Below are 21,539 nucleotides of genomic sequence, written 5' to 3'. Positions count from 1 at the left end.
CAAAAGTTATTTCGCTCTATAATGATAGTCGAAAGACTTTATAATACTTCTATCTTTGTTCAATACTTCCTTTAATCTTTGCAGACCATCATATCTGTAAAACTCCGTAATACCTTTCCCATCTGTCTTGCTTGTCATACTGCCAAAAGAATCGTATGTAAAAGTTAGCATTTCTGCCCCCTGTGGGTATATCCTCACTTCATCGATTGCATCTCCTTCGGAAAGAATCATATTATTTGTATAGTTTTTGCTGATATAAAATAAACTTCCATTTGAAATATATCGGTAATCAATCTTATAAAGTTTATTGTTAGGCATGATAAAAGGGACTGTGTAGTCACCCGAATAATACTTTTCACCAATTGCAGAAAGAGACATAACTCCAGCGGATGACTCTTCAAATCCTTCATAAAAAAATTCCTTATCAGCAATTTTAGTAGAATATTGCTTAGGATAGATAACACGCAAAAGAACACTAGCATTTGGATTGCTTCCAGTATAAGTGACTGAAGCAGAAACTGTGTAGTTTCCCATAGGCAGGTCATTAATATTAATTTTACTATTGTTCAGATTGCTAGGATGACAGGAACTTCCAACATTATTGCTCAGGCAGAAAGTACCACCAACTTCTACAGGTCCAGAAATTTTGTAGGTGACATATACTGTCATATTGGTTTCGGTGAAAGAACCTGACAAAATTTGTACAGAAGTCGGTCCATTCGAATTCTTTGTAAAAACCGCGCTCTGACTTCCATTTAGAGGTACAGAAATAGAGAGATAATCATCATAGACTTTATCTTCATACTGAGCGTTTGATGCATTCCTGACCATTGCAACGGGGGATTGTCCATTATTTCCCCATTGATAGGATAGCATTGCTTCACTTTTCATCCTTACTTCCTCTGGATTCCCAAAGTCATCTGAAAGGGACACTTCATTATCAAGAGAATAATTCGAGTCAAATACCAGACCTCCTTGGGCATTAATTACAGCAGTATCTATAGCTGATAGAGGAGAGGCTAATTTCAGTCCATAATATTTATTGGGAACAAATCTGCCTTTCCTCTGAACATAATCAATAAGTTCGGCACTGATAACCTTGCCATCCTCTTTCTCAATAGTTTCAATTGGAAAATTCAAAAATTTCTCTGCTCTCATTAAGGTGAAGACAGATTGCCCACCAAGTTTTGCCAAGTCATAGGGATAGGTGTATAAAACCTCGCTATTTTTATTTTTACTGTTTTTCCAGATTTTCTTTTTAGTCAGTCTAAAATAATTACTGTATTCATAATCTACAGCATTAATTATCTTGTCCCCATCAGAATAGAGAGTATCGATACTCCTTTTCAGGATCACGGGATAATAGAAGTTTAGATAAGAAATTGAAGTCTCAAAAAAACCAGTCGACCTACATGCCAATCCCACATCAAAGCTATTATATGAAATGGCACGACTGGAACTATCTTGTGAAAATTTACTGATCCAGATATTCTCTTTTGCTTTTACTGGTTTTCGTTTGTTATTGTAAAAGATGGTTTTCAATTCTCTTCCTCTTTCAAAAGATCTTGAATTTACAGAAATGTTACTAAGAAAATCTCCGTTATAAACCTTAGTAGGGGCATCATCTGTAAATCCATTGTCATGATTTGTAAAAACCCGATTGATAAAGGTGGTGTCCTTACCATTAATGGAGATTTCGGTAACTTCAGAATATCCGATAGCAATGCCGTTGTTATCTGTCAGATCGTCCATTGATGAGGTTTTATAAGAAGACATGCTGAAAGATCTATTCTCGTAATCTTTTCCATTGACGATAACAAAATTATATCGGGGTTTATTATTCAATATACCTGAAGAAGTCTGGGGTTTCGAAAAATAATTTTTTTGATACTTGAATTCCTTTTGACTTGCAACAACATTATTATGTACATATGAAGTTATTTTCTTGATCCGAATCCCGCCGATACCATTCTCGTCGGTCAATATCTTACGGTTCAATCGATTCACAACTTTTGAATAATCCCCAAGCTCATAATCAAATGCCGTCTTACCCCCAGTTGGAAAACAGATCGTATCCAAAACACCTTTTAATGCATTGGTTAGCGATGGTGCTTTTTGACCATCAACTGCTGTTGGAGAAAACAAAGCGGGTGAATTTATTCCATTTCCGAATCCCCAATGATCTGTATAATCCTGCAAATAGGTTGGCATAGTCAAACTGTCTTTATAGCTGAACCTATAATTCATCTTTTCTCCACTTTCAGATGAGCTGATCTGTAAAGAAGACAAAAATAATCTTTCAGTGGACTTATTATTATAATTTAGGGCAATAGATTTTATCGGTTTATCTTTTATCTTAAAGCTGATTCCATCCAGTTTCAACCATAAGACCCGATCATAATAATTTGCCAGACTGATGTTGTGTTTCAGATAGTAATTTACATCCGAGTATTTAGTAATATATTCCAGTGCTGAAATAGTACCACTGTTGTGCCCCGTAAAGTCTAGGCTACCATATTGAGATGCGGTATAGTTCAGTTCATTTGATATGGAATATTGAAAACTTATTTCTTGGTAACCATATTTTATCTTATTCAGATACACTGGAGATATAAAGCCCCCTCCTATATGCATATCATAGCTTGAAGTGCTACTACAGCCTAATGAGTTATTGGTCATGTAATTGTAGCTTCCAAACCTGAATAAATTAGTCACAAAAGGACCTCTTTCATATTCAAAGATTATCTTTTCTCCTGACGTACCTGAAACTGCTTCTACAAGGTGCCATGCGGTCGCTCGTAGAAGATACCCTATTGACCTTGAAGTTTGCCCAGTGAGATCTCCCCCATACTCGGTAGCATTTTGCCCTCCAAAAATATACTTATTTCCATAGTGGTCTGTTAATATAAATCTATTGAACGTTTTGGAAACAGAACCACTCGATTCAATAAAACCAGATTTTATCGACGGATCTACAAAAAGGGGAACTGATCTGTCCAATTCGACCGAAACAAATTGATCACTCTGAACTTTCCATGTTCCATTTTGATCAAGGAAAAATGTCCCTTGAATTCCCATAACACTAAAGTGAAAAATATCTGGCTCTAGATCCTTAGAATGGATATCTGTAGTATTCGAATTATTTGTTGCATAGCTTGCCCAATCCGTTCCTAATAGATATCTATTGTAATAATATCCTATTTTGGTTCCTCCTACGATATCAAACTCATCCGGAAATCCCTTCACTTCTCTAGTTATTGTTGGAGACCCAAGACTCCAGCCCAATCCTACCCAACCACTTCGTTGATTAGGTTTGATGTTCGACGGATGATACTTTAAATTCAGGGGAAATTGAAAATCTTTATGACCAATTGAGAATAAAGGCAAGGAAATATCTGGTGTTCCAGTAAATAATGATACTGGGATTTCTCCAAACTTTCCCAAACTGGCCACATTTGGGCTTTCTAATTTAGGTTTAACGTCAGTGGCCTGGGCTCCAGCTAAATGGGACCAAAAGAGTAGAAGTAAAAAAACTATAATCCTCATAAATAATAATAATAACATATATACCTGAACGTTGCATATTCGAATAGAATCCGCCCAGTCTAGTTTTCATATTTGCTGTTTAATTTCATAGCTCCTGAAATATAAAGGAGAATGATGCAAATTGGTGTTCTTTTGATCAGAAGATCTTCAAAAATCTATAATGAAGAATTTTTGTTTATTATTTGGCTTAACAACAATAACGTTTCAATAAATATAAATAAACCAAGAGTTCAATGTCTTTATGACAGCAATTGAAAAAGAATGATATTCGAAAAAATTAGTGTTGACCAGTTAATAATAGCTGGGTTAAATATATAATTATTTTATTTATATATAAAATAATTTATGATTTTTTTAAAAAAATATGATAAATCAATACTGAGAATGACAATATTTTGAGTCTGTTCTACACATGGATAAACTATTTTGTTATGAGAAAGTGCTCCTAATATGGTATAATTCCATTATGAAATAAACTTCAACGATATATCTTATGTAATATCTGTAACTACTTAGATCTTTTGTAATTTGGTTATCGTCAAGAATGAGTTTAGGATCAGGTGAAATTGTTGGGAGATATTTAAATAATTCTTAATTTAGCTTCATCAAAGAATATATATTGCAAGACACCGAATGTAAACTTTTGACTTTATTGATACCGAAGGGCTATTGGGTTATTTCGATATTATGGAAGTTGTCCAGCAGGACAAAGAGCTCCACATCCATCTTGATGAAAAAAATATTGTTCCATCCGGATATGAAAATGTCGAATTGGAATCAAAAGGTTTTCTGCCCTCTTCACAGATCAAGGACTTTCCTATTCTGGGTTCAGAAAGTTACCATTCATAATTAGACGAAAAAGCTGGACGGTTCTGGAAAACGGGAAGATCATTACCAGGGACTGGAACCTGATTCCTCAGCGCGCTCGGATGACTAAGGAATTCGTTTTTTTTAAAAGGGAATATTTGGATAACTATCCCATCAGTTTCCATCTTTTAGGGCTTTTCTTTCAGTTGGATGGTAAACTGTATGCTTAAAAGTATCCTCAACAGTTCCGTATGGTCCGGTTTTGTACTTTCAGACAGCTAAATCCTTCAGTATATCTTACAAGCAAAAGTCCTTGGAAGTCCATGCAAGTCCTTTAAAGTCCATAGAAGTGCCAACAATATTCGGTACTTATTCGTATCTACTACGATACAGCTACAGTTGTGTCTTACCCGACCTGTGATAGTTGTAAGGTCTCCATTCCATATATTTTCAAAAACAAGGCAAGTAAAACTCTTTCCCCAACCAAAGTGTAGTCAAGTCAGTTTTGAACCCCTTTCAGAACCAACTTGAACAATAATTGAAACCTACTATAAAAACAGTTGACTGGAAGTTGTTCTAAACTCATCTTACATGCATACTACAGATAGCCATCAAGGTATACACGTATCAACTTAACATGCTTACCCTACAATTTATCTGTGTTAATCATCTGTTATGATAGTTCTTCTCGAAGAAACGCTTTTACAACGCCTAGCATATGCTTTATCCCTGCTTTATCCTCACTTCATCCTTGGCAGGAGTATGATTTTACAAGAATAATCAGCTTGATTGGTATAATCATGAATTTTAAACTCAGATAAAATCAAGTAATAATCAACAGAATATCAATATGAGCATATGCAATTATTAAAGATCTAAAAATATTATATAATTGGTAAAATACTATAAATGAATGCAGAGAAGTCTCTCGTAATAATAAAATTATGAACAGCAAAATTCCGAAGAGAGTTCGATAACGATTAATCGTATATTTAAAATAATGTTACCATTGCTCTAGATTGTGACAATTCAAATATTCTAAGATTTAACTTTAGACGAGTAAGAATAGGCCATATCCTATACCGCACTTGCTTGAAGTGCGGCTCTGAACGGTTCTCAATCTACTCAGTTCCCGTCTTCCAAATATAGCCTCCTGCTGATTTTGAACGTCCCTTCGTGGCATTCGAAATATTCGTTTTGTGAACACCTGTCATCTTAGCTGCTTCTGCAATGGTAGCATATCTACATATTAACTCACCCTTAAGGGTGTATTGGGAGACTCCACGAACCAGCTTGTTGCCCAATGGATAGGGAGTCTCAGGGATATTGAGCTTTATGGCTCCATTACCCCTTCGCCAGATAAAACCACCTCCAGTAGCTTTATGTCCATTGACACAACCTATCACTGATCCCAATGGAACACCTACCCTATACGACGCATCAGTCATCGTTGGAAAGTAACCGACACGAATACCCAGAAGATCATACTGGGTAACATCTCTCCTTTTCTCCTGACCCACGTTGTGCTGAATACGGTTCACCTCTTCTTCCGATAGTAATGCTGCATCACCATATCGCCAGATAAAACCCTTTAATAGCAAATCATCACGGATCGCCATCGCATTGATTTGCTCCGTCTGGACACTAGCATATCGCGCAGCTTCTTTGCTAGAGTGAAAAGTAATCAACCTCTCACCATTTACAGAATACTGACTGAGAGTATATCCACTGCGCAATCCCACTGATCGTCGCTCAAGGGTGGTGTCTATCTGATCAGCCTCTCCCTTACGCCATACGGAGCCAGCCATGACAAGAATCTTGCCGTATACAGCATTTCGAAGGGATTCGCGCCTGACACCGATCTGTCTCGCCGCCTGATTAATATTGTAATAAGTCGTAATCCTATTTCCATCCAAATCATACTGGCTTACAGAAGCTCCTTTACTAGCGCGGATACGTGCATGGATATTCTTTACTCCTATGGTGACTCGTTTACGTCCAGAACGCCAAATGAAGCCTCCAGCCGTAGGTGTCACCATTTTGGATGCGGAGCTGATATGCGACAAGCTGACACCAGTCTCCTGAGAAGCTTCTGTCAAACTATTATAGGTCGCCACATAGTTGCCCTGCATATTATACTGATGGATTTTTTTGCGGTTCACCTGGCGCCCAAGTTCAGTAAATACTGCCTGATTGGCTTCGTTGTGCCCAAAGTGTAAGTCCTTTCGACCAGCCTTTATAATATGCTGTTGCAAGCCAGCATGATCGGTCTTAAAAAGATTGTTAGGAGTAGTATTAAGCGCATCGTAGTCTTTATACGAGATATAAATAGATCGGTCTGAGAGGTCAAAAGTCTCCACAAAGGAATAATATACCATCCTTCCAATGGATATGCTATGGGATATGTTATCAATCTGTATTCGTGCACTCAGATTACCTCGAAATTCCTGCTTGAAAACATTAAAATAGGCTGATATCTTCTGTTTTTGGATACGTTCCTCATATCTGTACAAGCGTCCCATACTGTTGTACGCTTCAAAAGAGAGCCGCTTAACTCGTCCATAATTGGAGATCATGCCATATTCCTCCAGTCCTGGAATATCTTTCCAGATTTCATCTTCTAGATCCTCTAACCCCATATTCTGATAGGGTAACAGTTTCTCGTTTGAATACATGATAGATACCTAATTTAGAATGCATATGATTTTAGTGATGTAATTCTTTTACGGAAACCACTACTAATTTTACAATCTAAATAAAATTTACCAAAAAACAAATTCAAATATAATGCTTATGATGATAACTTTCTTATTACAAGACAGACAAGAAGTACTTTATCATTAATAATCAGCGTCTACAATACTGATAGGACACATAATTAACCAGAGAATAGGATTACATTAGATCAGGTAGATTTTGTAACTTGCCCATTCATATTCGTAATCTTTATGAAAAAAATATCTTTAATAACGTTTTCAATTTTACTGGGAGCATCAATCACGATGGCTCAAGAAAAAAAAGAAGGCAAATCCAGTCTTAAAATGGTCTCAAATACAAAATCACCATTAAGTCCTCAAACTCTTTGGAAATTGGGCCGTGTTTCTGCTGAAGGAATCACACCTGATGGAAAAACGCTTATTTACGGCGTCTCGAATTATTCATTAGAGAGCAATAGTTCAGAGAAAAATCTCTATACTTTAACTATTGAATCCGGAAAAGTCGACTTACTGACGTCCGAAAAAGGAGCCGAATCTGTTGTACAGGTGTTAGAGAATGGTGATATCATCTTCTTATTTAAAGGTCAACTCTGGAAAAAAAATAGTGCTAATGACACTGCTACTCAACTGACGAAAAGTGAAACAGATCTAGAGAATGTCAAACTTTCTCCTGATGGCCAATACATTTTATTCAGTAGAGCGGTTTTATTAAAAAAATATCATAGTACGGACAAATATGATGATTTACCAAAATCTGATGCCTATGTCTTCGACAATTTAGATTACCGCCACTGGGATACATTCAATAATGGTAAATTTAACCATCCTTTTGTCGCATCTTATGAAAATGGAAAAATTGGAGAACCCGTAGATCTGTTACAAGATGAACCTTACTATAGTCCACAAATGCCATTTGGTGGTTCTGAAGATTTTGAATGGACTCCAGATAGCAAAGCTATTTTATATGTGAGCAAGAAAAAATTTGGAACAGAGTATGCTGTTAGTACGAATACGGATATCTACCGTTATGATCTTGCATCAAAGAAAACCACCAATCTAACGGAGGGGATGAATGGATATGACACCAACCCCATTTATAGTCCTGATGGCAACAAGTTGACTTGGTTGAGCATGGCGAAGGAAGGATATGAAGCTGATAAGAATGATATCATCTTGTTTGACAAGGTTTCTTCTCAACGACTGAATCTAACGGCTCATTGGGATGGTACTGTTAATTCTTTTACCTGGAGTAAAGATAATCGTAAAATTTATTTTGTCGCTCCATCCAAAGGAACGGTTCAGCTTTTTGAGTTAATCGTTCCGACAAATTTAAAAAATAGATCGTTACCTGTCATCCAACAAATATCAAATGGTAACTTCGATATTACAGGTATTGTTGGTCAGGTTGGGAATCAGTTGATCGTTACTTCAACAAAATTCACACGTGCAACAGAGATTTATAAGTATGATCTTGCTTCTAAAAAGCTAACGCCTTTGACGACTGTCAATGACGAAATATACGCATCAATTAGTGATAACAAAGTAGAATCGAGAATAACAAAAGCTTCGGATGGTGCTGATTTATTTTCATGGGTAATCTATCCACCTGATTTTGATCCGACAAAAAAATATCCGACCATTTTATATTGTGAAGGAGGTCCACAGTCAGCTTTAACGCAATTTTATTCTTTCCGATGGAACTTGCAATTAATCGCTTCTCAAGGATACATTGTCATTGCTCCTAATCGTCGCGGAATGCCAGGATGGGGAGTCAAGTGGAATGAGGCTATCTCAAAAGATTGGGGTGGACAGCCTATCCGTGATTATCTTACTGCTATTGATGATATTTCAAAAGAAAGTTATGTAGACACGACACGTCGTGCTGCTATTGGCGCCAGTTATGGTGGCTATTCTGTTTATATGCTAGCAGGTGTACATCAAAATAGATTTAAATCATTAATTGCACACAATGGTTTATTCGATATGAAAAGTTGGTATGGAACGACTGAAGAACTGTTTTTTGCTAACCATGAATTGGGTGGTCCATATTGGGATAAGGCAAATGAAAAATCATATCATGAATACAATCCTTCTGAATATATAAACAAATGGAACACGCCTATTTTAATCTTCCAAGGTGGACATGATTATCGTGTACCAATTGGACAAGGTCTAGGCGCTTTCCAAGCTGCCCAATTGAAGAAAATTAAAAGTAGATTAGTTTATTTGCCAGATGAAAACCACTGGGTACTCTCAGGTCACAATGCACAAGTTTGGCAAAGAGAATTTTTCGGATGGTTGAAAGAAACCTTATAACAAAAGAAAGGGCTTGAAATATTTCAAGCCCTTTCTTTTGTTTATTTAGCACTATCATCCTTTAAGTGCTAGTCCCACATTTATTTTATTGATTACCTTTCTTTCCAAAGATGGACAATTTGATATATTTTGCAGGTTTTTCTTTGATATCTTTCATCAAATAATCTAAGCTTTGCGAAGCATTATTCAAATTATCATAGAGCTTTTCATCGTTTATCAGTAATCCTATTGAACCCTGCCCTTTATTAATCTTATCTACAATGGTTTGAAAATCTGTCATTGCCGTATTCGCTTTATCCATGGTTTGTTGAAAATCCAGCTTAGCAGTTTTGTCTGTTATCGTGTTTAAATTGGACATAATTGATGTAATCTGTCCACTATTATTTTTAAATGTATTGGTAATGATTTCCAAGTTAGACATGATCGTGTTCAATCGCTTTCTTTCTGAGCCAACTAATCCTTCAACATCTTTTGTTATTACCTCAACATTTTTTAAGGATGTAGATATACTGTGAACACTTTTCTTGAAATCATCTTGAAATTGATCATCCAATACAGCATTGACAACAGTCAATACAGAGTCTAATTTTATCGTGATATTTTCTACTCTTTTTTGAATGGGTTCCACTTTATCCATAATATTCGCTTGAATACCGGAAGCTAATCGGTCTCCATCTTTAGCAAATTCCTTGCTATCGCCCATTTCAAAAACAATCGCTTTTCCTCCTAGTAAGTCGGTGCTGGATATACGAGCTACTGTATTTTTAGGTATTTCATATTCAGAATTAATTTTAAATTCTGTTAAGATACTCCCATCTGGCTGTAAGGTCATTTTTGACACACGACCAATCTGATATCCATTTACCAATACGGGTTTGGAAGCTGTCAAACCATCGACTGCTCGATATGATGTATAAAAAGTATGATCACTGCTAAATACATCATTACCTTTCAAAAAGCTATAACCTATAAATAATAAAGCTACTGCAACTACGGCTAAAATTCCAACTTTGGTCTCGTTTGATACTTTCAAAATAATATTTCCTTAAGTTTTTTGAACACAATTTATGCTTTAAACAAGACAAAAGCAAATATGTTTAGCGTTCAACGCTTTTTTTGTAAGAACTTATTGCTGAAACTATATTTTGAACGATCTCTTGTTGCCCTTCGTCTGATAACATAAAAGCCTCTTCTGTACGATTACTCATAAAGCCGATCTCAGTCAATACAGCAGGCATTCCTGCCTCTGCTAGTACAGCTAATCCTTGCTCTAAAATTCCGCGGCTCACTCGTCCAGAATTCACATATTCTTGTTGCATCAAATTTGCCAATTTCACACTTTTCTCACGGTATTGATTTTTCATCAACGAAAAGATGATATAGCTTTCTGGATCTTTGGGATCAAAGCCTTGATAATTCTCTTTATAATTTTCTTCGAGTAATAGCGAAGCATTCTCACGAATAGCAGCTGTTTGTTGTGATAAGCGATGAGATCCCGAAACTATTGTTTCTGTTCCTTTGGAAGATCCTCCAGGTGCAGAATTGCAATGGATGGAAATAAAGATGTCTGCTTTAGCGGCATTAGCCATACGGATGCGTTTATACAAATCGATAAATTCATCTGATCTTCTGGTATACATCACACGTACTCCTGGTAATTGCTTTTCGATTTCCTTTCCTAATCTCAGAGCTACTTCCAAAGCAATATTTTTTTCCAAAGAACGGGAACCTCTTGCACCAGAATCTTTACCACCATGCCCAGCATCAATGACAATAGTTCTAATTTGATAGGCAGGCGGAGGAGTTGCACTCGTCAGTACCATGAATAACAATATCGCTGGTGCTAAAAAAAATATAAAATTCCGCTTTCTAATATTCAAATTTGATTTCATGTATATATTTTTAATTTCTATCATTTAAATAACAAAATGTAATGAGTATTATTGTATGCAAAATAGGAAATGTTAATCTCGTTAAAAAACGCCACTTTCTATTTGTTTTTGACTAATTTTGTCCATCTTAGTTTAATATTTTTACAAAAATAACATTTGTCTTTAATTTTGAAGTCGTTAACACACATTTTAACAATATTTCTTATACTTTCGATAAATGCTTTCTCAGCAGTTTCGCAAAGCAAAACTCCATTAAAGACAACTTCAAAAAGTCTTAAGGACTCTACTTCTCTCCAAAATGTACCAGATTCTATACGGGTTAAACGCGATTCTACGCTTATAGTCAAAGACAGTACCAAAAATAAAGGAGGACTTCAGGCAGAAGTAAGTATTATTGCACGTGATTCGCAACGTACTGAAGTTGACAAAAACATCAGTCATTTATATAAAGGAGCGAAGGTTAAATATCAAGATTTCGAATTATCAGCAGATTATATTCGACTCGATCGAAATAAAAAGCAAATTTTTGCCTCTGGTGTCATCGATCATAATGGAAAATATGTCGGTCGCCCTATTGTGATTTCTGGAGCTGAAAGTCCAAAAACAGTCGATTCACTTGTTTATGATTATGAAAAACAAGAGGGTAACACTTACGGGATTATGACGGATGTGGACGGTGGTTTCATTCAAGCAAAAGTCGTTCGTAAAAATATGTACGATGAAATGTCCTTGTATCACGGACTCTATAGTACCTGTAATTTACCCGAACCACATACGCATTTTGGAATTTTCCTAACGAAAGGTATTGTTACAAAAAACCAAATTATCGCTGGTCCATCCTATCTGGTCGTCCAGAATGTTCCTTTAAAATTTATTGGCTTCCCATTTGCTTTTTTTCCTAAACCAGATAAACGTTCTTCTGGTTTTTTATTTCCTTCCTTTGGAGAAGATTATACAAGAGGATTTGCCATGCGTGATATTGGTTGGTATTTAGCCTTCAATGATTATTGGGACAGTGAAGTAAGGGGTACTTTATATTCAAAAGGATCGTGGGAAGCTTCTATCAACACCAGATATACAGTCAACTATAAATACAATGGAGGTTTTAATATTCGCTATGCTTCCACAAAAGCGGGTGTAGAAGGAACCGACAATTATGGGACAAATAAAGATTTTAATGTTACCTGGAATCATACGCAAAGACAAGAAGCAAATCCAGGAACCTCTTTTTCTGCTAATGTAAACTTTGGAACGGGCTCTTACTTTAGAAATACGGGTGCCAATGGGACGAACACTTACAATGATATCACGAAGAATAACATGTCCTCTTCGATCAGTTATGGACGTGTATTTGCCGACGGGAAAATCAACTTTACTTCCAGCTTAAGTCATCGTCAAGACATGAGTACAGGTAATGTATACTTACAGCTCCCGAACTTTAGTTTAAACGTATCTTCTTTTAATCCTTTTGATTCCAAAGATCGCGCAGGCGAGCAAAAATGGTATCAACGGATTAATGTGGGCTATAGCTTACAGGGAACAAATACCTTGAATACTGGTGATTCTACTTTGTTTTCAAAACAAACATTGAAACAATTTACAAATGGATTTCAACACAATATTCCAATCAGTTTATCTTTAAATGCGTTCGAATATTTTCAATTCAATACCAGTGTAAATTATACGGAAAGATGGTATTTACAAAGTACGCGTCAGCGAATGGAAAATACAAAAGAGGGATATATTCCTGTAAAAGATACCATACAAGGATTTAGAAGAGCATATGATTATTCTGTATCATCTGGATTATCGACCAAAATATATGGTATGTATCCTAAGATTGGTAACATTCAAGCAATCAGACACATCATTACACCATCTATTAATCTAAACTACAGACCAGATTTTTCGGATGCTACATATGGATTTTATAAGAACTATGTCGATCAATACGGTATGATCAACCGCTATTCGATCTTTCAAGATAATGTTTATGGATCCCCTTCAGCAGGAAAATCAATGGGTATAGGTTTCTCTGTTGATAATAATATTGAAGCAAAAATAAAAAGCAAATCCGATACCACAGATGGAGGGTTTAAGAAGGTTCCTTTGATACAGGGGCTCTCAATCAGTGGAAATTATAATTTTGTAGCAGACTCCATGAAACTCTCCCCTCTTACTTTTTCTGGGAGAACAGCTTTATTTAAAGAAAAAGTTAATATAAACTTTAATGGAACATTGGATCCTTATGCGATTAATCAAGCGGGACAACGTTATAATAAATATGTGATTAATGAGGGTAAACTTGCACGCTTAACTAGTTTTGGTTTTTCTTTTGATTATAGCTTCAATCCTAAGGCTGCCCAAAACAGAAATAATAATATTGATTCTTTACGTAATCAAATTGGGAGCAATATGACACCAGAACAAGCGCAGGCATTGTCACGTATCAGTTCCGACCCTAACGCATTTGTTAATTTTAATATTCCATGGAATTTAGCGGGTTCATTCAGCTTCCAGTATTCTAAACCAGGACTCGAATCAACCATTACGAGCACCATAAATATTCATGGTGATTTTAGTTTAACGCCAAAATGGAAAGTTACTTTTAATTCAGGTTATGATCTTAAAGCAAAGGAAATAACCTTGACACAATTCAATATTTATCGAGATCTCCATTGTTGGGATATGGCATTTGGATGGACTCCATTTGGAAGGTATCAGAGTTACAATGTCACGATTCGAGCGAAATCTTCAATATTACAAGATTTGAAACTTTCGAAAAGAAATAGTTCAGGAGGCAGTTATTATTAATAACTGCTTTTTTATTATATTACATAATGAAAGCACAAATCATTACCATAGGAGATGAAATACTAATTGGCCAAATTGTCGATACCAACTCCGCATGGATCGCTACTCAGCTTCAAAATAACAATATCTCAATTACACAAATTCTTTCCATATCAGATCAAGAAGGAGCTATTTTGAAGGCATTATCTGAGGCACAAAACCAAGTGGATCTTGTATTGATTACGGGTGGTTTAGGTCCTACAAAAGACGATATTACAAAACAAACTGCTGCAAAATATTTTAATACCTCATTAGAAAAAGATCAAACTGTATTGGAACATGTTATCCAACTTTTTGAATCTCGTGGTAGAGAAATGTTAGAAATAAATAACCATCAAGCAGACATTCTTGTTGGAAGTGACGTCTTGTTCAATCAGTATGGAACTGCACCAGGGATGTGGATTCAAAAAGAAAAAACTATTTTCGTATTCCTACCAGGTGTTCCATTTGAAATGAAACATCTGATCGAAACACAAGTACTTCCCCGAATTTCGAATCGAGATAACAGCAATTATCTTGTACAGGAAAATATAATAGTAGGCGGAATTGGAGAGTCTTTTCTTGCAGAAAAAATAGCGGATATAGAAGCAGATTTACCTCCATCTATAAAACTAGCTTATCTTCCAACTTTATCGTTTGTTAGATTACGTCTATCTGGCAACGGTACTGATGAGCAAGAGATAAAAACAACAACACAATTATTTGCTAACAGATTGATCGCTAGATTAACGGATCATGTAATCGCCAACTATGATACAACTATTGAGGCATTTCTGGTTAAGAAATTCATCGATCTGCAATTGACCTTGACAACTGCAGAAAGTTGTACAGGAGGTAGTCTCGCAGCCATAATTACGACTATACCTGGTTGTAGTGCTATGTATGTTGGTGGTACAATCCCCTATTCTAACACACTTAAACAGCAGTTGTTAGGTGTACAAGAACAAACATTATTACAGTTTGGAGCAGTGAGTGAGCAAACAGTGATTGAAATGGCTGAAGGTGCTAAAAATAGATTTGGAACAAATTATGCGATTTCTACAAGTGGTATTGCTGGCCCAGACGGAGGCACTTTAGAAAAACCAGTGGGTACGGTATGGATTGCAATTGCAGGTGAAAAAGAAACCATCACCAAAAAATTTCATTTTCATAATGAAAGAATTATTAATATCGAAAGAACGAGGCAATTAGCTGTATATATGCTTTGGCAACTCCTAGTCAAAGAACATCAAATAGGGGTTGAATATTGAAATATTATTCCGTGAAAATTGATTTATCAGAAATTATATTTTACTTTGTAAAATATAAACCTTAAAATAACTAACTTAGTATTTAAAAGGATTGCAGCTTAATTATTATGGCATTGTATAAATTATTACTTCCAAAAATGGGGGAAAGTGTATCTGAAGCAACAGTAACAAAATGGTTAAAACAACCAGGAGATACGATCGTTGAAGATGAAGCAATTTTAGAAATAGCAACGGATAAAGTGGATTCCGATGTTCCTTCTCCAGTAAAAGGAATTTTAAAAGAACAACTTTTTTCTATTGATCAAGTGGCTCAAGTAGGTGATATAATCGCTATTATTGAAATTGAAGGAGATCAAACAGAGACAGAAATCGCTACTCCAACAACAACACAAGAACAAACTCCAATTGTTGAAGAGATAGAGACAGTAGTACCCAAAATACAGATTGAAGATCAAAAGATAGAAATACCTGGGTTAAATCAGATACAACCTATCATTGAAAATCATCAGTCTACCCTACATAATAGTCTGAGATTTTATTCGCCTTTGGTCAAGAATATCGCTGCTCATGAAGGTCTAAACCAACAGGAATTAGATCAAATTACAGGCACTGGATCAGAAGGACGTGTGACAAAAGAAGACATCTTAAAATATGTGGCAAGCAAAGGAAGCAAAACTATCCATGCGACTTCGGTTACCGAACATTCTGTGATCTCAACAAAAGCTGACGAGAAAGTTGCAACAAAAGCTAACGAAACGGTTCACACGATAAATTCTGGTGGAGATGAAATCATCGAAATGGATCGTATGCGAAAGCTGATTGCTGATCATATGGTAAAAAGTGTTCAGACCTCACCTCATGTATGTTCGTTCGTCGAAGCTGATGTAACCTCACTAGTCAATTGGCGTAATAAAGCGAAAGAAATTTATAAAAAGCGGGATGGAGAAAACATCACCTTTACGCCCATTTTTATTGAAGCTATTGCAAAAGCCTTACGGGATTTTCCAATGGTAAATGTTTCAGTCGATGGTAACACAATCATCAAAAAGAAAAATATCAATATCGGAATGGCAGCTGCTCTTCCAAATGGAAATTTAATCGTACCTGTTATCAAAAATGCAGATCAATTGAGCTTAGTAGGTCTTAGTAAATCTGTCAATGATCTGGCCAATCGTTCTCGATCTAATCAGTTAAAACCTGATGACACGCAAGGAGGAACATTTACATTCACTAATATTGGTGCGTTTGGTAATATTATGGGAACTCCCATAATTAATCAACCTCAAGCCGCTATTCTGGCAGTTGGTACGATCAAGAAGAAACCTGCTGTTATCGAAACAGAACATGGAGATTTAATCGGTATCAGACAGATGATGTATTTGTCTTTATCTTATGACCATCGTGTGATTGATGGTGCTTTAGGAGGTACATTCTTAAAGCGAGTAGCCGATTATTTAGAAAATTGGGATATCAATAGAGAAATATAAAAATCTTAATACATAAAAGAGGCTGTATCATAAGTGACTTTTCAATTTTTGTAACCAAATTAAATTTGGATACCTAAAGTTTTATAACTAAAACGGGCTTTTTTCGATTTGAAAATAGCCCGTTTTTTATAATCTATAAATAAAACAGAGAATGTTCAAAATTTTATTCTGTTTTAAGATTGTTGATTTTATTTATGATACAGCCTCTTTTCATATAAACACAAGTCTATTTTTGTTACGCGTTTAAATGTTTTTGGATAACAATTCGATATCTAAAATACAATAAAATGGAAGAGGTCAACAAACCTAAGGTCAAGCCATACCAAATTCCCTCTACACCCCATCCCAGATAAACTCCCATAAAATAACCACTTGGTAAGCCGATGATCCAATAAGCAATAAACGTAACCAAAGTTGGGATATTTACATCTCCCATACCTCTTAATATTCCTAGACCAACAACCTGGGTTCCATCAAAAAGTTGAAATAAACCTGCTATCACCAACAAATGAGCGGCAATAGTCACCACTGCCATATCGTTGGTAAAAATAAAAGGAAGGTAGTTATTAAACATGGCTAATATCGTTGCTGTCAATGTCATAAACACTAACACCAATTGATAAGATGAAACTGCAAAACGTTGGAGACGGAAGAAGTTTTTATTACCAAAACTATTCCCTGTTTTAATGGTTGCAGCCGCCGCAATACCACTTGCCATCATATAGGTCATCGCTGCTAGCTGAATAGCGACTTGATGAGAAGCCTGTTCGACGGCACCTATTGTTCCTGCTATCAGAGAAGCTCCCGCAAATGCACCTATCTCAAAAACATATTGCATAGCCACTGGTGCACCTATTGTTAATATTTTTCGAATTCGAATAATGTCAACAGTCCAAATTTTAAACTTATTGATATAAGGTTTAAAATACGATGATTTCATCACATAAAATAACATAACGACCATCATCATCACACGATCGATCAACGTGCTATACCCGACTCCACTAACGCCCATTGGTTTAATACCAAACATCCCTTTAACAAAAATAACCGCTAAAATAATATTCAGTACATTACCCCAAATGGTGATATTCATCGCTTGTTTTGTGAATCCCAAGCCTTCAGCAAATTGTTTAAAAGCACTGAAAATCATTAAAGGTAAAATCGATAGACTCAAGATGAGCAAATAAGGTTTTGCTTCTTTCACAACAGCAGGATCTTGATCAAGATGATCAATAGCCAGCATAGATCCAAAATAAACGAGGCAAAACAACAACACACCTGCCAACGCATTCAACCAAATACTATTTGAAAGTAACTTAGCACACTCCTCCTTATTATCACGCCCGTTTTCTTGCGCTATCAATGGTGTAATACCATAAGCGATACCAAGGCCAATAACCATCACAACCATGAATACAGCATTAACCAATGAAACCGCAGCCAAAGGAATTGTACCCGCAAAATGCCCTACAATTACACTATCCGCCATATGTACCAATGTATGACCGAGCTGAGAGATCACAACAGGACCTGCCAACATAAAGGTACTCCAATAATAAGGTTTGTAAGATTTTAATCGCTTCAACATATTTCCCGCTTAATTATTTGAAAAGATTTCAAAAGTACGAGATTTTTATCATTCCAAAGTCTCTTATTTGTCAACAAATCATGATGAGCGTATGAAATATCTATACTAAATTTTTACAATCTAAATGTCAATATTTCCTTAAATACTGTTTCATTTTTAAAATATTGCTGTAACTTAGCATTTATAATTTATTAAAAAAGTACCAAGATGTATAGTCAAATATTTGCATTTCTTAACATAGGAACATCAGAAATGATGTTGATTTTAGTAATCGCTCTTTTATTATTTGGTGGTAAAAAACTACCTGAATTGGCTAGAGGCCTAGGTCGTGGAATTAGAGAATTTAAAGATGCTTCAGAAGGCATTAAAAGAGAAATTTCAGATCAGATTAATAATTTTGAAAAAGATATTGATTTAAAGACGGAAGTGAATCCATTAGCTGAAGTTCAGGTTGCAGAACAAAAAGTAATAGAAGCTGCTGAAAATGAAAAGGCTGAGGACACTGAGAAAAAAACACCTCAATTTACAGCACCTGAAGGCACCATACAATACAGCCGCCAACCAGAATATGGCGAAGAGCCAAATCATTTTCAATACGGTTATTCTGATCATTTCGCAGAGACGGATCAAACAGAAGAAGCGATCGAAAAAACAAGTGTTGATCCTGCAAAAAAAGAAGACGCTCCTTCAAAAGAAGCCTAACTTTAAGCAAATTATTTTCAATAAGATATGTCAAATAAAGCTGTTGGATGATTTCCAACAGCTTTCTATTTTAATAAATATTACAGTCCCTATTTATGACACACGAAATTATCGTTTCGAAAGAATTAGCAATAAGCGAAAGACAAGTACGAACAACAATTGAATTATTGGACGAAGGAGCTACTGTTCCATTCATTTCTCGTTATAGAAAAGAAATGACGGGTAGTTTAGATGAAGTGCAAATCACTACCATCCGTGATCGCATGCAACAACTGCGTGATTTAGACAAAAGAAAAGAAGCGATCTTAAAATCTATTTCAGAGCAAGGAAAATTAACCCCTGAATTAGCAAACAAAATTCAAACAGTAGAAACAATGGCTAATTTGGAAGACATTTATCTTCCTTACAAACCCAAACGTAAAACACGCGCGAGTGTGGCACGTGAAAGAGGACTTCAACCTCTTGCTGATGTCTTATTGGCACAAGGAAATACAGATTTTAATGCTTTAGCGGAGTCTTTAATTGATGAAGAAAATGGTGTAAAATCTGTGGACGAAGCATTGGCTGGTGCGCGAGATATTATTGCTGAAGTAATTGCTGAAAACGCAGAGATAAGAGATAAAACACGTAAAATATTCTTAGATAAAGGACAATTTGTATCGCGTGTTGTTCCTGGAAAAGAGGAAGCTGCCATTAAATATAAAGACTATTATGAATGGTCTGAATCTTTGAAAAATGCACCATCGCATCGTGTACTAGCCATGCGTCGTGGTGAAAAAGAAGAATTTCTTTATTTAGATATAGAAGTCGTAGAAGAAGAAATTATTCCTGTCATTGACCATATCTACATCAAAGCTGCTAACGAAGCCGCAACGCAAGTTCGCTTGGCTTTATTAGATAGCTATAAACGTTTGTTAAAACCCTCTATGGAAACAGAGATTCGTGTCTTGACGCGTCAAAAAGCGGATGAAGAAGCTATTAAGGTATTCGCAGATAATGTGCGCCAGTTGCTCCTAGCAGCTCCTTTAGGTCAAAAAAGAATTTTAGCCATTGATCCAGGATTTAGAACAGGTTGTAAAACTGTCGTATTGGATCAACAGGGTGCTTTACTAGAAAACACAGCCATCTTCCCTCACAGTGGTGCTGGTGGCCTAGCAGAAGCAAACCGCACCATTCCATTTTTAGTAAAAAAATACGATATCGAAGCCATTGCTATTGGTAATGGAACAGCTGGACGTGAAACCGAGGATTTCGTTCGTAAATTGAATCTAGATCATGTGATCATTGTGATGGTTAATGAAAGTGGGGCTTCTATTTATTCTGCATCAGAGACGGCAAGAGAGGAATTTCCAGATCAAGATATTACGGTTAGAGGGGCTGTTTCTATTGGTCGTCGATTAATGGATCCGCTTGCTGAATTAGTAAAAATAGATCCCAAATCTATTGGTGTTGGGCAATATCAACATGATGTCGATCAAAACAAGTTACAGACATCCTTAGATGATACGGTGATGAGTTGTGTTAACAATGTTGGTGTGGAGTTGAATACGGCATCGAAACAAATTCTAGCTTACGTATCTGGCTTAGGTCCTGCTTTGGCACAATCGATCATCAATTACAGAAAAGAAAATGGGCCTTTCAAATCACGTCGTGAATTGAAAAAGGTTCCTCGTTTAGGTGATAAAGCTTTTGAGCAAGCGGCGGGTTTCTTACATATTCGCAATGCGGAGAATCCATTAGATGCTTCTGCTGTACATCCCGAACGTTATAAATTGGTTGAACAAATGGCAAAAGATTTGTCAACAAGTGTTCATGACCTGTTGAAAGATGCGGAACTAAGAAAAACAATTCCTTTGAAAAATTATATTTCTGATGAGGTTGGGCTTCCTACTTTGAATGATATTCTCGACGAACTGGCAAAGCCAGGACTAGATCCTCGTGAGAAATTTGAAGCATTCTCTTTTACAGATGGCGTGAACGCCGTTTCTGATCTAAGAATAGGAATGAAATTACCTGGAATCATCACGAATATCACTAATTTTGGTGCATTTGTAGATATCGGTGTCCATCAGGATGGTCTCGTACATTTAAGTCAGTTATCCAACCGTTATGTATCGGATCCACATGAAGTGGTAAAAGTACAACAACATGTTGAAGTAACAGTCACTGAAATTGATGAGAAAAGAAATCGTATCGGTCTTTCGATGAAAACAAATGAAGCTCCTTCTTCCCCAAAGCCAAAAAAGGATCATAAAAACTTTAAACCTAAAGAAAAAGAACCTGAAACAGATATGGCTTCTAAACTAGCAGCACTGGCAAGCAAATTTAAATAAAAACAAAAAGGACGATTTAAATGAAATCGTCCTTTTTATTTACAA

General features: G+C 36.0%; 12 protein-coding genes. 7 read left to right on the top strand and 5 right to left on the bottom strand.

What is annotated here, in order from left to right; translation table 11 throughout:
- Window positions 1-6 precede the first annotated feature (6 nt).
- Complete coding sequence (locus tag LZQ00_RS01190) at window positions 7-3,546, bottom strand: hypothetical protein (protein WP_234511210.1); 3,540 nt, start codon at window positions 3,544-3,546, stop codon at window positions 7-9.
- A 687-nt stretch (window positions 3,547-4,233) separates the two neighbouring features.
- Here LZQ00_RS01190 and LZQ00_RS01185 point away from each other — a divergent pair.
- A complete protein-coding gene (locus LZQ00_RS01185) occupies window positions 4,234-4,395 on the top strand; it encodes a hypothetical protein (RefSeq protein WP_234511208.1) in 162 nt (53 codons plus the stop codon).
- 1,079 nt (window positions 4,396-5,474) lie between these two features.
- Here the strand turns inward: LZQ00_RS01185 and LZQ00_RS01180 are convergent.
- Window positions 5,475-7,028, bottom strand: coding sequence for an NUMOD1 domain-containing DNA-binding protein (locus LZQ00_RS01180; RefSeq protein ID WP_234511206.1), 1,554 nt, complete (start codon window positions 7,026-7,028; stop codon window positions 5,475-5,477).
- Between the two features lie 327 nt (window positions 7,029-7,355).
- Between LZQ00_RS01180 and LZQ00_RS01175 the strand changes: the two genes are divergently transcribed.
- On the top strand, window positions 7,356-9,386 hold the full coding sequence (locus LZQ00_RS01175) for a S9 family peptidase (RefSeq protein WP_234511204.1): 2,031 nt from the start codon (window positions 7,356-7,358) through the stop codon (window positions 9,384-9,386).
- A gap of 85 nt (window positions 9,387-9,471) precedes the next feature.
- Here LZQ00_RS01175 and LZQ00_RS01170 read toward each other — a convergent pair whose 3' ends face one another.
- A complete protein-coding gene (locus LZQ00_RS01170) occupies window positions 9,472-10,419 on the bottom strand; it encodes an MlaD family protein (protein ID WP_234511203.1) in 948 nt (315 codons plus the stop codon).
- A gap of 64 nt (window positions 10,420-10,483) precedes the next feature.
- Window positions 10,484-11,278 (bottom strand): N-acetylmuramoyl-L-alanine amidase family protein, encoded by a 795-nt coding sequence (locus LZQ00_RS01165; RefSeq protein ID WP_411028059.1) that lies wholly within the window; start codon window positions 11,276-11,278, stop codon window positions 10,484-10,486.
- A 156-nt stretch (window positions 11,279-11,434) separates the two neighbouring features.
- Here LZQ00_RS01165 and LZQ00_RS01160 point away from each other — a divergent pair, with 156 nt between their 5' ends.
- From LZQ00_RS01160 to LZQ00_RS01150, 3 genes are all read left to right on the top strand, one after another.
- Window positions 11,435-14,092 (top strand): putative LPS assembly protein LptD, encoded by a 2,658-nt coding sequence (locus tag LZQ00_RS01160; RefSeq protein ID WP_234511201.1) that lies wholly within the window; start codon window positions 11,435-11,437, stop codon window positions 14,090-14,092.
- 26 nt (window positions 14,093-14,118) lie between these two features.
- Complete coding sequence (locus LZQ00_RS01155) at window positions 14,119-15,381, top strand: competence/damage-inducible protein A (protein WP_234511199.1); 1,263 nt, start codon at window positions 14,119-14,121, stop codon at window positions 15,379-15,381.
- A gap of 107 nt (window positions 15,382-15,488) precedes the next feature.
- Window positions 15,489-16,868: a dihydrolipoamide acetyltransferase family protein gene (locus LZQ00_RS01150; RefSeq protein WP_234511197.1), complete on the top strand. Its 1,380-nt coding sequence runs from the start codon at window positions 15,489-15,491 to the stop codon at window positions 16,866-16,868.
- A 235-nt stretch (window positions 16,869-17,103) separates the two neighbouring features.
- Here LZQ00_RS01150 and LZQ00_RS01145 read toward each other — a convergent pair whose 3' ends face one another.
- The gene (locus tag LZQ00_RS01145; RefSeq protein WP_234511196.1) at window positions 17,104-18,459 is read right to left on the bottom strand and encodes an MATE family efflux transporter; all 1,356 of its coding nucleotides are present in this window, start codon (window positions 18,457-18,459) and stop codon (window positions 17,104-17,106) included.
- A 207-nt stretch (window positions 18,460-18,666) separates the two neighbouring features.
- On the opposite strand from LZQ00_RS01145, the gene LZQ00_RS01140 reads away from it, so the two are divergent.
- Complete coding sequence (locus LZQ00_RS01140) at window positions 18,667-19,161, top strand: twin-arginine translocase TatA/TatE family subunit (RefSeq protein WP_234511194.1); 495 nt, start codon at window positions 18,667-18,669, stop codon at window positions 19,159-19,161.
- Window positions 19,162-19,256: 95 nt separating this feature from the next.
- On the top strand, window positions 19,257-21,494 hold the full coding sequence (locus tag LZQ00_RS01135) for a Tex family protein (protein WP_234511192.1): 2,238 nt from the start codon (window positions 19,257-19,259) through the stop codon (window positions 21,492-21,494).
- The last annotated feature ends 45 nt before the right edge of the window (window positions 21,495-21,539 follow it).

The organism is Sphingobacterium sp. SRCM116780 (assembly GCF_021442025.1).
Lineage (GTDB): Bacteria > Bacteroidota > Bacteroidia > Sphingobacteriales > Sphingobacteriaceae > Sphingobacterium.
The sequence above is the reverse complement of the archived record's forward strand: the minus strand, read 5'-3'. Positions and strand labels throughout refer to the sequence as shown.